Source organism: Litorivivens sp., assembly GCF_041624475.1.
In the GTDB taxonomy this organism is placed as follows: domain Bacteria; phylum Pseudomonadota; class Gammaproteobacteria; order Pseudomonadales; family Spongiibacteraceae; genus Litorivivens.
Genome location: NZ_JBFJUX010000006.1, coordinates 125708 through 139917, shown reverse-complemented (window position 1 = coordinate 139917; position 14210 = coordinate 125708). Strand labels below are relative to the sequence as shown.

10 protein-coding genes are annotated in these 14210 nt (G+C 58.1%); 6 read left to right on the top strand and 4 right to left on the bottom strand.

The genetic code is table 11. The features are described 5' to 3' along the window. The first annotated feature begins 8 nt into the window (after positions 1 to 8). From ABY734_RS09045 to ABY734_RS09025, 5 genes are all read left to right on the top strand, one after another. Positions 9 to 1427, top strand: a complete 1419-nt coding sequence (locus tag ABY734_RS09045) for a serine/threonine protein kinase (protein WP_372778663.1) — start codon at positions 9 to 11, stop codon at positions 1425 to 1427. Between the two features lie 145 nt (positions 1428 to 1572). Continuing rightward, positions 1573 to 3276: a class I adenylate-forming enzyme family protein gene (locus ABY734_RS09040; RefSeq protein WP_372778662.1), complete on the top strand. Its 1704-nt coding sequence runs from the start codon at positions 1573 to 1575 to the stop codon at positions 3274 to 3276. Then, positions 3269 to 4762: an acyl-CoA carboxylase subunit beta gene (locus ABY734_RS09035; RefSeq protein ID WP_372778693.1), complete on the top strand. Its 1494-nt coding sequence runs from the start codon at positions 3269 to 3271 to the stop codon at positions 4760 to 4762. The genes ABY734_RS09040 and ABY734_RS09035 overlap by 8 nt, the downstream gene beginning before the upstream one ends. Positions 4763 to 4784: 22 nt before the next feature. Continuing rightward, complete coding sequence (gene purT / locus ABY734_RS09030; RefSeq protein ID WP_372778661.1) at positions 4785 to 5966, top strand: formate-dependent phosphoribosylglycinamide formyltransferase; 1182 nt, start codon at positions 4785 to 4787, stop codon at positions 5964 to 5966. Continuing rightward, positions 5966 to 6364: a YkvA family protein gene (locus tag ABY734_RS09025; RefSeq protein ID WP_372778660.1), complete on the top strand. Its 399-nt coding sequence runs from the start codon at positions 5966 to 5968 to the stop codon at positions 6362 to 6364. Before purT ends, ABY734_RS09025 begins: the two co-directional genes overlap by 1 nt. On the opposite strand, the gene ABY734_RS09020 is transcribed toward ABY734_RS09025, so the two are convergent. Beyond that, positions 6354 to 9473 (bottom strand): efflux RND transporter permease subunit, encoded by a 3120-nt coding sequence (locus ABY734_RS09020; RefSeq protein ID WP_372778659.1) that lies wholly within the window; start codon positions 9471 to 9473, stop codon positions 6354 to 6356. The genes ABY734_RS09025 and ABY734_RS09020 overlap by 11 nt on opposite strands. After that, positions 9470 to 10540, bottom strand: coding sequence for an efflux RND transporter periplasmic adaptor subunit (locus tag ABY734_RS09015; RefSeq protein ID WP_372778658.1), 1071 nt, complete (start codon positions 10538 to 10540; stop codon positions 9470 to 9472). Before ABY734_RS09015 ends, ABY734_RS09020 begins: the two co-directional genes overlap by 4 nt. 113 nt (positions 10541 to 10653) lie before the next feature. On the opposite strand from ABY734_RS09015, the gene ABY734_RS09010 reads away from it, so the two are divergent. Further along, on the top strand, positions 10654 to 11289 hold the full coding sequence (locus ABY734_RS09010; RefSeq protein ID WP_372778657.1) for a TetR/AcrR family transcriptional regulator: 636 nt from the start codon (positions 10654 to 10656) through the stop codon (positions 11287 to 11289). On the opposite strand, the gene ABY734_RS09005 is transcribed toward ABY734_RS09010, so the two are convergent. Further along, positions 11255 to 13252, bottom strand: a complete 1998-nt coding sequence (locus ABY734_RS09005; protein WP_372778656.1) for a DUF3488 and DUF4129 domain-containing transglutaminase family protein — start codon at positions 13250 to 13252, stop codon at positions 11255 to 11257. The genes ABY734_RS09010 and ABY734_RS09005 overlap by 35 nt on opposite strands. Continuing rightward, positions 13245 to 14210 (bottom strand): DUF58 domain-containing protein, encoded by a 966-nt coding sequence (locus tag ABY734_RS09000; protein WP_372778655.1) that lies wholly within the window; start codon positions 14208 to 14210, stop codon positions 13245 to 13247. Before ABY734_RS09000 ends, ABY734_RS09005 begins: the two co-directional genes overlap by 8 nt.

The following is a 14210-nucleotide window of genomic DNA, read 5'->3' as shown; positions in this document are numbered from 1 at the left end:
GAGACGATATGAACGACAACGATAAAACCAGACCGATAACCAACCGACCGCAAGGCCATGAGACTGAGATCGCCACCCAGCTGACCGACAATGCTGAAACTCAGGTCAGTTCCGATTTTGATAAAACACAGGTCAGCACGAGCGAAACTTCTGCAGACAAAAGTTTTTCCAGCGACACCCTCGCGATGATGCAATCGGGATTCATGCTCAAGGACCGGTTCCAGCTCGGCGAAAAGCTTGGTCAGGGTGGGATGGGGGCCGTATTTCGCGCCAGGGACCTGCGGCGGGTAGAAGCCGGGCACAGCGACCCCACCGTTGCCATCAAGGTGATCACCGGCGATTTTGCCAAAGACTCGCGCGCCTTTATTGCATTGCAGCGGGAAACGGACAAATCCCAAACCCTCGCCCACCCGAACATCATTACCGTCTACGACTTTGACCGCGACGACACCATTTTCTTTATGACAATGGAGTCACTGAACGGTGTGACCCTGGACAGTTACATCTCCAGTGATGCCGAGCGCGCCGAACGCATCGCCTACATTACAGATTTGGGCAATGCCATCGCCTACGCCCATAAACGCAATATTGTCCACTCGGACCTGAAGCCAGCGAATATATTCATAACCCGCGAAAACGTACTAAAGGTGCTGGACTTTGGTATCGCCCGCGCCTATTCAAGCATCGAAGGCGACAAAACCCAGGCTGATCCGGATGAAATTTCGGGTCTGACCCCCACCTACGCCAGTTATGAGATGTTTGAACGACAAGCTCCCCACCCGGCGGATGACGTCTATGCGCTGGGGCTGATCGCCTATGAAATGCTGACCGGCAAGCATCCCTTCGACCGCAAAAGCGCGCCGCGCGCTGAATCGCTCGGCCTCAAGCCAAAGCGAATCAAGGGCCTCCCGGCCTACCAGTGGAGGGCCATCGCCAAAGCCCTTGAATTCCGGCGCGAGGACCGCTGGCAAGACGCCGGCCAGTTCCTCAGCCAGTTCAAAGGAACTGGTCGTCGCGTCAGGCAGCTATCTGCAGCCCTACTGGTGGCGATCGTCGGTTTTTCCAGCTACCTGCTGTTTTTTCAACCCGAAGCCGGTCCAGACATCCCTTTTGAAGAATTACCCCCGGTTACTCAGGAAAGTGTTTTGAAAAATCTCAGCGAAGGGCGCCAGGCACTCAAATTCGGCGATTACAACGGTGCCCTGTTCTATCTCGACAAAGCCTACCGGCTCCACCCGCGCAACCCGGACGTAATGAAATCCATAGACACCATGCTCGACGAGATATTGGGAAACATGGCTTCGCCCGAAAACCCGGCGCAGAAAGCGGAATACCGTCAGCAGCTTTCAGAACTGTTGAAATACTCCTCACTAAGTCAGAACCCCCGGCTGCTGGAGAAGAAAAAATCGCTGGAGGCGAGCAACTAGCGCCCAACGGCCACTTTATCCTCGCCAGGGGGTAAGCCATTCGAATGAGCTGCCCTTTTCTGCCCTAGACCCGAGGCGGGCAATCCCGATAATATCGGTAAATTGCCTGTTTTAATTCATTCCACGACCCCTAGGATTCATCGCAATGACCGATATTGTCGCCCGCTTTAATGAATGCGCAAACCAGCTGATGCAACCGGGCTCGCCCTTTGAAATTACTGAACAGACCATCAACGGTACGACGTTCACCGTGTACAAAAATACGCCCGAAACCCTGAAAGAGATGCTGGATGTGGGTAGGGGCCACGGCGATGCCGTGTTTATTATCTACGAAGGTGAACAACTGACCTTCAACAACTTCTTTGAGCAGGCAGACGCCCTCGCCCAGCAGCTGGTGGAGCACTACGGCATCCAGAAGGGTGACCGGGTTGCCATCGCCATGCGCAATTACCCCGAGTGGATGGTTGCCTTCGCCGCCATCGTGTCGCTTGGTGCGATTGTGGTGCCCCTCAACTCCTGGGGACAGCGCGCCGAGTTGGAATACGGCCTGAGCGATTCCGGCGCCCGCGTGGTGTTTTGCGACGAACAGCGCTACGGCTTTGTCGACGACCTGCTGCCTGAAATGGGTGTAAAAGCCGTGGTGGCTCGCACAGCGGGTTCGCTTGGTACAAATGCCGAACACTACAAAGAGGTCGTGGCGCGCGGACTGGGCCAAAGCGTCGAGCCCTTCGCTTGCACTAGCGACGACCCGGTCATGATCATGTATACCTCGGGCACCACGGGCAAGCCGAAGGGTGTGCTGAGCAATCACCGCAATATTGTTCAGGCGCTGACCAATTTTGAATTCCACGCCACCTGCTCGGCGATGGCCAACCCCAAGGCTGTCGAGCATATGATGACCTGCGGCTTTGCGCCCAAATCCCTGCTGGCGGTTCCGCTGTTCCATGTGTCGGGATGTCACGCCCAGTTCCTGCTGTCCCTGCGCGGCGGGCGCAGCATTGTCATGATGTACAAGTGGAACCCCGCCGACGCCTTGAAGCTGATCGAGAAAGAGCGCATCACCATATTCAGCGGCGCGCCGTCCATGGTACTGGACTTGCTCGAACACCCGGACTTCGACAAAACGGACACCTCGAGTCTCTACACAGTCAGTGGTGGCGGCGCCGCCTGCCCGCCAAAATTCAATCGTTTGGTAGACGAAAAAATTCATAAACCCTACTCGGGCACCGGCTACGGCATGACCGAATCCAATGCCACCTGCTCCAACTTCACCGGCGAGGCCTTTGCCTACAAACCCCGCAGTTCCGGCACCCTGTCGCCCATCGTTGAGTTCAAGACGGTCGACGAAAATGGCAACGATCTGCCGCGCGGCGAAAAGGGTGAGATCTGGCTGAAGTCACCCACCAACGTCAGCGAGTACTGGGAAAAACCCGAAGCCACTGCAGAAACTTTTCACAGTGGCTGGATCGCCACCGGCGATATCGGCTACATCGACGAGGAAAACTTCGTTTATATCGTCGACCGGGCCAAAGACATGATCATTCGCGGTGGCGAAAATATTGCCGCTGCCGAAATTGAAGGCTGCCTGCTGGAAATGCCTGAAGTGCATGAAGTGGCGGCCTTTGGCGTTCCACACGACACACTGGGCGAGGAGCTGGCGGTCGCGGTCTGCCCCAACGCCGGCGCAAGCCTGGATGCGGCCAGCGTCCAGGCCCACGTGAAATCGCGCCTGGCGGGCTTCAAGGTGCCGACGCATGTTTGGGTACGCAACCAGGAAATGCCGCGCAACGCCACTGGCAAGATCCTGAAAAAGCAATTGCAGAAAGACTACCTTGAGCAACATGGCTAAGGACGGTATCCCAGACGACTGGGCGGAACTGCTCGAAGAATTTCAGCGGCGTCAGGGCGAAGGCCGTAAAATGGGCAGCCCTGAAAAACTCAGCGCGCGGCGCAAGTCCGGGCGCTTGAATGCGCGTGAAATCATCGAGCAGTTGCTGGACGCCGGCAGTTTTTTCGAACTCGGCACCCTGGTCGGCGGCGTCAGTTACCACGGCGAGACGCCCCTTCCCAGCGACGGCATGGTGGGTGGTCTGGGTCAGATTAACGGTCGTCCGGTGGTTATTGCCTGCGAAGACTTTACTGTTAAGGGCGGCTCCATTGGCCACGGCGGCAATGCCAAACGGGTGCGCTATGCCCGGCTGGCTGCACAGGAAAAAATCCCCTATATCCTGCTGCTTGATGGCGCCGGTGCGCGAGCCACCAATGCGCTGGAGCGACACCCTTACGCCCCGAACGACATGATTGAAATCGCACGGCTCAACGCCATTGCCCCGACCATTGCCGGGGTCATTGGTTCCAGCGCCGGACACGGTGCGATCAGTGGTCTGTTAATGGACTTTGTGTTGATGACCCGTCAGGCCACCCTGTTTGCTGCCGGCCCACCGCTGGTCGCCGCGGCTACCGGCGAACAGGTAAGCAAGGAAGAACTCGGCCCGGCAGAAATGCATACCTCTGTCAGTGGCAATGCCCACAACCTGGTCGAAGACGATGCCGAGCTGTGCCAGCAAATCCGACGCATTCTATCTTACCTGCCCAGTCATTCAGGACAGCAGGCACCGCGGATTGAAGACCGCGATACTGAGCCTCGCCGTCTCGACGACATTCTGCAGCTTCTGCCTCGCAACACCCAGACTCCCTACGACGTTCGCAAGATTATTTGTGAGATCTGCGACCGTGACAGCTTTTTTGAAATCCAGCCGAACTATGGCCGCTCCATGGTGACCGGTCTGGCGCGCCTCGGCGGCAGCCCTTTGCTGGTTATTGCAAACCAGCCCAATGTGCTGGCGGGTACCATTACCGCCGAGGGTGCCAAGAAGGCGGCGCAACTGATCGATGTTGCAGACCGTTTTAATCTACCGGCGCTGTTTCTGGCGGACAATCCCGGCGTCATGTCCGGTACCCAGGCCGAGCGCGCGGGCACCCTGCGCAGCGCCGCAGCCATGTTCCGGGCCCAGACCCGGTTCCGCCATCCCAAACTGCATGTCACCCTGCGCAAGGCCTTTGGCTTTGGCAGCTCACTGATGGCGATGAATCCTTTCGACAGCCAGACACTCAGTCTTGGCCTTCCTGGCGTCATGCTCGGCGGCATGCCCACCCGAGGCGGCGATCAGGCGGCACGCATGGATGAAGCCACTGCCAAACGGATGCGGGAACTTGAATCCAGCGCATCGTGGAGCACCGCCGATAATATGGCCTTCGATGAAATCATTGACCCGCGAGACTTGCGCAACGCCCTGTTAACAGGCTTGAATAGCGCCAGACAACGCACTCTCTGATTTCACGAGGAAACAACGCCTTATGACGATAATCGGCACGCCCTTTTCGGACACGGCCACCCGGGTATTGATGCTGGGCTCCGGCGAACTGGGCAAGGAAGTGGTTATTGAACTGCAGCGCCTTGGTTGCGAGGTTATTGCCGCTGACCGCTACGACAATGCCCCCGCCATGCAGGTCGCCGACCGCTCGTACACCCTGTCGATGCTCGATGGCGACGCGCTGGAAGCTTTAGTGCGCAAAGAGGCGCCGCACCTGATTGTGCCGGAAATAGAGGCCATCGCTACCGACCGGCTGGTTGAGCTGGAAAACGAAGGCTTTACCGTTATTCCCTCTGCTCGCGCCGCCCAGCTAACCATGAACCGCGAAGGCATCCGCCGGCTGGCCGCAGAAGAGCTCGGTATTGCAACATCACCCTTTCGCTTTGCTGACACGATCGAAGACTACAAGACCGCTGTTGAAGTCGTTGGTATGCCCTGCGTGGTCAAGCCCATTATGAGCTCGTCAGGAAAGGGGCAGAGTCTGGTTCGCTCCGCGGACGATATCACGCCGGCCTGGCAATACGCTCAGGAAGGCGGACGCGCCGGAGCCGGTCGCGTGATTGTGGAAGGTTTCGTCGATTTTGACTACGAAATTACCTTACTCACCGTGCGCCACAGCGGTGGCGTCAGTTTCTGCGAACCCATCGGTCATCGCCAGGAAGACGGCGACTATCAGGAGTCCTGGCAACCCCAGCCCATGTCGCCCATTGCACTGGAAAAAAGCCAGGATATCGCCGCGCGGGTGACAGAAGCTCTAGGTGGCTGGGGAATATTTGGAGTAGAGCTATTTATCAAAGGCGACGAGGTCTATTTCAGCGAAGTATCGCCCCGACCTCACGACACCGGTCTGGTAACCCTGATATCACAAGACCTGTCAGAATTTGCGCTGCATGCGCGCGCCATCCTGGGCCTGCCTGTACCGGTTATTCGCCAACACGGCCCGTCGGCATCGGCAGTGCTGCTGATTGAAGGCGAATCCAGTCGCGTGCGCTACGGCAACCTGAATCACGCCCTGCAGGCGCCAGATACGGATTTGCGTCTGTTTGGCAAACCCGAGGTCAGGGGCAAGCGCCGGATGGGTGTAGCGCTGGCGCGCGCAGAGTCCACCGATGCCGCTCGCCAACAGGCAACGGCCGTTATCGAAGCGATTACGGTAGAAACCTGATGTCTAAAAAACGACTGGAAGAGGATGCCGCCAAGGTCGAGAAGGCCGACGTAACACGGCTGCTTTCGCGCTGGCCCGCCCTGCAGGAGCGAGTCCAATCCAGCGAGCGTTTGCGTCCTTTCATCGACGATATCGACACCGCCTATTCCCTGTTGCGCGATTACTCCACCCGCCGCTACCGGGAAATCCCCTGGGCCAGCATTGCCGCCATCGTCGCGGCTCTGCTGTATGTATTAAACCCACTGGACCTGATACCCGACCTGCTGCCCTTTTTCGGCTTTATCGACGACGCCAGCATTCTGGCTTTGTGCTGGAGCATGGTGCGGACTGATCTCGACAAATACCGGGAATATCTCGACAGCCGTAACAGCGACACTGATCACGCTGCTACTGATTAACCACCAAAGCCTGCTGTTCCTCGTCACTCCCCCTTTTGTCCGCGTTGCTGTTGCGCTGCAAAAGCTTCAGCAGGAAGGGTTTCCGCAACACCAGGAAGGCCGCCGGCACAAAATACAGCGACAGGATCGTTGCCAATACCGTTCCGCCCGCCAACACAATGGCAAAGGGTGGCCAAAAACCGCCGCCTCCCAGAATCAGTGGCAGCAACCCGGCCACAGTAGTGATCGTGGTTGAGGTGATATGGCGGGTGCACTCTCCGACAGAGGCGATAATTGCCTCACGATCCGCCGCCATGGCCCGCGGGTTGGCCTTAAGTTCAGTAAGAATGATTATCGCCGCATTGACCGCCAGACCAATCAAACCCATCAGCGCAACAATGGACGTAAAACCAAATGGAAAGCTGCTGAGGGACAGGCTTAACATGCCGAGCCCTGCAGCCTGACCGGCCACCACAAAGATCACCAGCGTAAAACGCAGCGAATTGAAAGCCATTAATACGGCGACCACCATCAGCACCGCAATCAGACTAACGCTGGAAAGCAGTTTGGACAGCGCCTTGTTACGCCCTTCACTTTCTCCACCGATCTGAATTTGCACGCCAGCTGGCAGTTCAAAACCCTCTTTGTCCATTGCCTGTTGCAAACGCTCAAGCGCCACGGAGGGCAGCACACCATCGCGAATATAGACTTCAACTTTATTCACCCGTTGACCATCGCGTCGGGTTATCTGGGCTTGGGCGGGACGAAGCTCGGTGTCAGCAATAGCCATAAGCGGCCGGGGCCCTTTGGCAAGATTCATAGGCAGTAAATCCAACTCATCAACCGCCACCGCGGAAATGCCTTCGACCCGAACTCGAACGGGCAACTGCTCAGTGGATTCAAGCAAGGAGCCCCGCTGAATGCCGTTCAAGTCCGCCTGCAGTTTGGCGGACAGGTCTGTGGGAGCGCCACCACCGACCCGGGCTTTGACCGGATCAACCTGCAGCCAGACCTTGGGTACAACCTCACTCAAGGAGTCCCGGACATGAATCACATCCTCGGTGGCCAGCGCTATGCGACGCAACTGCTCGCCGACGTCCTTGAGCTGTTCCACACTCGAGCCCATCAAGCGCAGTTCGACCGGCGCATCCGTCGGAGGCCCCTGCTCAAGACGACGCACCAGTACCTGATACTCGGGAAAGGCGCTGTCAATTTCGCGCTGCAAGACACTGACCAGCCGGTTGGCCGCGCGGTAATCGGTGGTGGTGATCATTGCCTGGGCGTAGTTCTGGGCGCCGTCTTTACCCTGCTTCAGGTTGTAGTAAAACGAGGGCGCGCTGCTGCCCACAAACCAGTTCAGGCCGATAATATCCTCATGCCTGTTAATGACTTCGGACAGACGACGGGTCGCTTCCATGGTCGATTCTATGCCCGCCGCTGCAGGCAAATACAGCTCCATATTGAGCATATCCCGGTCTGAAACGGGAAAGAATTGCTCTGGCAGCTTGGAACCCTGAATGAAGCCCATTATCGGCAACACAAAGATCAGTAGCATGGTGAGTCGAGGAGCTCTGAGAACCCACCCCAGGGTACGGGAGAACATACGGCCCAATACCGGCAATTCCAGACCGTGGCTTTGCTTCGGCGACAGCCAACGCCCGGCGAGCGGCGCGATAATAAAGAGTGAAATCAACCAGGAGCCGATAAGGGAACCGATTACCGCCAGTGAAATACCGCCGATAAACTCACCTGCCGGCCCTGGCATCAATACCATCGGCATAAAGGCCAGCACGGTCGTGAGCGTCGAACCCAGCAAAGGCACCCACAAGTGACGAAAGGTTCGGGCAGCGGCACTTACTACGCCTATCCCCTCACGTCGGTAACGCATAACGGTATCGGTCACGACAATTGCGTTGTCGACCATAATACCCAGCGCGACAATCAAACCGGTAACCGACATCTGGTGAATCGGCAATTCAATCAGGCGCATGCAGGCCAGCGAAAACAGGGTGGTAAGTGGCAGCGCCGCCGCAACAATAATCGCGGAACGCCACCCCAGGGTTACCCACAGCACACCGAGGATCAACAGAAAGCCTATGGTGATGCTTTCCATCAGATCCCCGAGACGAATCTCGTTGTATCGCTCCTGCACAAACAGCTCGTTGAGGCTGACTTCGCTCGGCAGGCCTGCGCGGAAGTCCTCCGCCACCTGACGGATGTCTTCGGTCCAGTAATCACCGCGAACGTCGAACAACATGCGCACCGCGACCACCACTGCACGCTCGCCATCGACAAAGGCATAGCTTCGCGCCGGGTCGACTTCGTGACGGTAGACTTTGGCAACATCGCCCAGCTGCAGTGAGATACCGGAATCTTCCGTCACCAATGGGAGCCGTCGAATATCTTCAATACGGGAAAAGGCGCCCGTGACTTCCAGTGACATGCGATGATTGTCGTTGTGCAGTTCACCTGCCGCCACTTTGGCGTCCACATCGGCAATACGCTGACTAACGGCGTTGGCATCCAATCCTAGCGAAGCAATTTTGACCGGGTCGATATCCACCCGCACCTCTTCCTGAGGCTGACCAAAAATTTTGACCTGTGCGGTGCCGTGGGTATTCACCATGCGCGACGCCAATTCACTGGCATGTCTGTTCAGGCGGTCAATATCAACGTCCCCGCCCTGCCATTGAAGCGCCGCAATCCAGGTAAAGGGATAGGAGCGGTCATTGTCGAGCACAGGCTCGGAGGCACCTTCGGGCAACTGGCTGCGGGCCTGGCGAATCTTGTCCCGGGCTTCCGACCACAAAGCCTCGGATTCATCGCTCTGGACACTGTCCTCCAGCTCGATTACCAGAGAGGCCACTCCGGCGCGGGCGGTTGCCGTCAGGTGGTCAATCTCGGGAATTTCCCGCAATACCTGCTCCAGCGGTTCAATGACGAGCGCTTCAACCCGCTCGGCGCTGGCGCCGGGGAATTGCACCAGCACAGTGGCGTGCCGATTGGTCATATAGGGGTCTTCAATACGCGGCAGATTCTGCAGCGCGCCCAAGCCCGCCACCAACACCAGTGCGATGGCAAGCGCGACCATGCGTGGATTGCCGAGAACCTTCTCCAGACGCGAGCTCATTGCTGCGCTACCTGAACGTTCTGGCCAGCTGCGTAGCGGTGGACACCATTGGCAACCACCAGACTCCCGTCCGCCAGTTCACCGTCGACAAACACCCGGTTACCCTCCTGGTACAAGGGGCTGACACTGCGCTTTTCCAGAGTCGAGTTATCCGTCAGGGCATAAATAGACCAGGTGCCTCGATAACCTTCCAGAAGCGCCGATAGGGGTAACCAGAAGCCGGGTTTGTGTACCGTTTGATCCAGCAGCATGTAGACGATACTGCCATCGGCGATGGCGATATCCGAGGGAAAACGAATCCGCACGGAATGCGTCAGGGTATTGGGGTTTACCGTTTGCGAGACGGACACCACGCTGGCCTCAGTTTCGCCAAAAAAGCCGCGAACGGTTACCTTATCGACTTCCGTGGCAGCGCGATACAAGGTCTCAGGTATGCCAATCACCGCCTCGGTTTCGCCAATCGCTACCAGTTCCACTGCCGGTTGCCCTTCTTTGACGGTGACGCCTTCATCAACGTATTTGGCAACCACTTCACCCGTAAAAGGCGCTTTCAGCACCGATTTTTCCAGACGCAGTTCAACGCCGCGACGCTGGGCCTTCAGGCGCTCGCGCTGGGCTTTCAGGACTTTGCCACTGGCAATCAGATCATCGATGGCCTGCTGAGCGGAATAGCCTTTGTTCTGCAGGCTTCGCTGGCGCTCCAGATCTCTCGCATTCTTGTCCAGGCTGGCGCGGTTCTCGACCAGCGCCGCATCCACTTCCGCTGCCTGAGCCTGCAGCAGCCGGCTGTCCAGGCTGACCAGAATTTCCCCTTCGGTCACCTGCTGCCCGCTATCGACTTCGATTGACTCCACGGTACCCGGCAGTTCGAAGGCCAGCGCCGAGCGCTGGGCCGAGACCGCCCTCCCGGAAAAGCGACGCTTGGCGATATAGCGATCCTGAAACTCTACGGCGGTCACGTTGACCGGATGCCGATACGGAGCCTGATTGCTGTCGCTTTCAGTCGCTGCCTGACCGGCAATCGCGCCAAACCAGAGCGCCAGTGCGAGTAACCCTTGTCGAAACACGACATATTCCCCTGATCAATTCGAAATACGAGGGTGTATTTAACCTAGACTGGACAGTCTAGTCTAGTTCTAATAGAGTTTCTTTCGACCCGATTCGCGCACAAGGCTTCTGCATGGCAGACACAACCGCACTGGCAGCGCGCCCCAGCGCCAGCCGGAAAGATGAAGACAAGGGAAATCAAATACTTGAAGCCGCCGGCTCGCTTTTTCTAAGCGAGGGCTTCAGCGCGGTGAGTATGGCCCAGATTGCCAGCGAGGCCGGTGTATCCAAACAGACCGTATACAGCCATTACGGCAGCAAGGAAGCCCTGCTGTCAGCCGCTATCAACAAAAAATGCGCCGATTACGAGGTTGCCATCCAGGAAGCAGATTTTGAGCGCCCGGTGCGCGAGTTTCTGCGGGACTTTATCCTCCACTTCAACGCCCTGGTCACCTCCGAGGCGGGTATCGGCATGCACCGGCTGTGTATTGCTGACAGCAAGGCGGCCGGCTTGTTCTGGGAAGCCGGCCCGGCGCCAATCCACAATCTACTGGTGAACTATCTGGACAAACAGGTAGAGCGGGGCCGGCTCACTATCGACAACACCGACTTTGCCGCCACCCAGCTGTTGCAGTTGAGCAAGTCCAGCGTCCATATGCGCGGGGTATTGGGTCTGCCGGTTGAGGAGGAGCGTCTTGCACTACCTGCCTATCTGGAGAGCTGCCTGGAGATATTTATGCGGGCTTACGGCGTGCCCAGCGACGCCTAGTAGGGCCTTCCCCTTCCAGCCGTTTCAATTCCGCAATCGCCTGGGTATAGGCCGACGAACCTCCCAGCTGGTAGCTCGCCCGGCTGAAAGCCGCGGTTACCTGATCAAACCACGGCGCCAGTTCCGGCGCTTCCCGGGCTACGCGCCGGGCGTAATCTCCCGGCGCCTCCCCTGCCCCCCGGCGCAAGCCGCGGCGTTCCAGCAAGCCACAACAGCGCTGGTAGAGTTTCACCTCGGGCAACTGTTTTCGCGCCTTCTGCCAGGACAGGGTCAGTAGGGCTGATATCAGCAAGGGTACTGCCAGCGCCACCAGCACCGCCAAAGCCAGCGTGCGATTGTCAGGGTTTTCGAACAGGCGGCTGAGAATATCCCACTGCCGGTCACTGTCGAAATTGACGATCCAGCGAACCCACTGGTATTCGACCCGATCCAGCAGCAAGCGCAGTCGGGCAATGGCGCTGAAACCGCTAAAGCGGCGCAGCGAAACGATGTCATCAGACAGAAAAGCCGACTCCCCGGCCAGGGCAATATCGGCCCCCAGTTCGATCCGGTCCGGCGCCACCCAGCCAGTCGGGTCAACCCGCACCCAGCCCTGCCCTTCCAGCCAGACCTCGCCCCAGGCATGGGCATCCGATTGATGCACCAGCAGGTAGTTGCCCGCCTCGTTGCGCTCACCGCCCTGATAACCCACCACTACCCGCGCCGGAACCCCGGCCGCCCGCATCAAGCCCACAAAGCTTGAAGCGTAGTGTTCGCAAAAGCCCCGACGGCTGCCAAACAGGAAATCGTCGATGCTGTGGGTGCCGAGCTTGGGTGGTTCCAGCGTGTAGACAAAGGGCTGACTGAGGAAGAAGGCTTTGGCCTCCGCCACCCGCTCAGCCGGGTCCAATTCGCGCCAGCTTGCTGCAAGCGCTCGCATTTGCGGGTTAAAGTCGTCGGGCAAACGCAGATTTTTCGCGAGAGTATAGGCGCTGCCCTGAGTCAGCGGCGCGCCGGGATAGGAAACCGCCTCGTAGCGGACACGGCCCGATAAGGCAGTGCGGGTCAACCACTGGTAGTTAATATCCTGATAAGCGCCCCGCCCATCAATAGTCGCGGGAGCGATGGCGAGTAACCAATCGTGTACGCCGTGCTCAAGAATTACCTCGTAGCGCAAAGGTTCTAACCCAGCCCTATCCAACTCAGCTGTCAGAGGCTGCCGTATAAAGCCTTTATCACGCAGCCAGGTTCTCCCGTCAAAGACTTCCAACACCAGCCCGCGCCAATACAGACTGGGCTGCGGCGGTACTTCGCCGGAAAAACTGGCCCGAAACGCCAGTTCGGATGAGCGGCTCAGGCGCGACACGTCACCCGGAGCCATAGTCTCGCTCATCCCGGTCTTCGCGGAGTCCCCCGGCAGCGGCACCGACCACAGCGGGCCGAAGCGCGGGAATACCACAAACAGCACCAGCATCAGGGGAATCGACTGAGCAAACACCTTGAAGGTCTGACGCAACATCGGGCGGACAGCCAGCTGCGGTCTAAACAGCGACTGCTGGGCCAGCAGCAGGATGACCAGTTGCCCCAGGGCAATAAGCACTGTGCCAATTGATGTGCTGAAAACAAAACTGCAGGCCACCAGAAAATAGGCCAGCATCAACAACAACCAGTGATCGCGGAGGTTTTTCAGTTCCAGCAGCTTGAGAATAAAAGCGGTAACCAACAGTGCCACCTGGGGCTCAAGCTCCAGAGCGGTCCGATATTCAAGCGCTACACCGACAACGGCGACCAGAGACAGGGACCAGGTAACGGCGCGCCCGGGGAAATGCCAGTCGCCGCGATAGATTTTCCAGTACCACAGCGCCACCAGCGCCCAAACCAGCGCGGTCCAGAGGGGCAGAATGGGAAGGTGCGGCGCGATGACCGCAAGCTGGGCTGCAAATAGCCAGAACAGCGCATGACGAGTTACCCTTACCTCAGCCATGCTCCGCTGTCCCCGTGTTGAAAAGCGCCAGTGCCTTAAGGCAAGCGGCCCGATGCTGCTCGCCTCTTGCTGGCGCCAGCAGGGTTCCCGGTAGTTTGAGGCCGTAAGGCAGCGCCTGCTCTTCGCAATGCAGCACCCAGGCACACAGACCGCTTAAACGCGCCTCCGGACCGAGGTGGGCCAGCGCATCCCAGTCAAGCCAGACGTCGCTCTCCACCGACTGGGCGTGCTCCATGATCAGCAAGGGCAAACCTTTGGCATAAGCTCGCCAGTAAGCACGCCTCAGAGACTCCCCGGGCTGGTACAGGTGAAACCCCGCAAAGTCGTCGCCCCAAGGTTCTGAGGATACTGAAGCACCTTCATGTTCGCCGCTGGTCTGGGGGATCTCTCCCGGCCATACGGGCGCTGGATACACCAGCACTCGCCAGTCGAGCTGAACCCAGCTCCAGGTACGCAACAAGGCCAGTGGGTAATGGGATTCAAGACGCAATCGGGGGGGGCGATAATAACCGCGCTGCTCAGCCACATGACGCAGGCTTAGCGTTTTTTCTTCACCGCGATCCAGCCAGACCGTCTGCAGCCCTGTATCAGGCCAACCGATTTTGATTGCCACGCGCTCACGCTGATGCGCGCGCATAAACAATGAGCACTCTGCAATCTCACCGGCAAACACCGCCTGCGTATTTCCCGCTTGAATTTCCAGTCCGGAAAAGTTCGCGTAGGTATGAAAGATTACCACCAGCAACAAGCTGAACAACCAGAAGGTAAAGCCAAAAATAAGGTTGTTCTGGAAGTTGATAGCCATCACCAGCAACACCACCAGCAGCAGCAAAAAACCGAGGCCCGTACGGGAGAGGAAAATAAAGATACGATTTTGCTGCAGGATGACTTGATTGACTGGTTTAATCCGCTGGCTTAACCAGCGCTCCCAACGATCACGCAGTCGCTGACCGAGCAT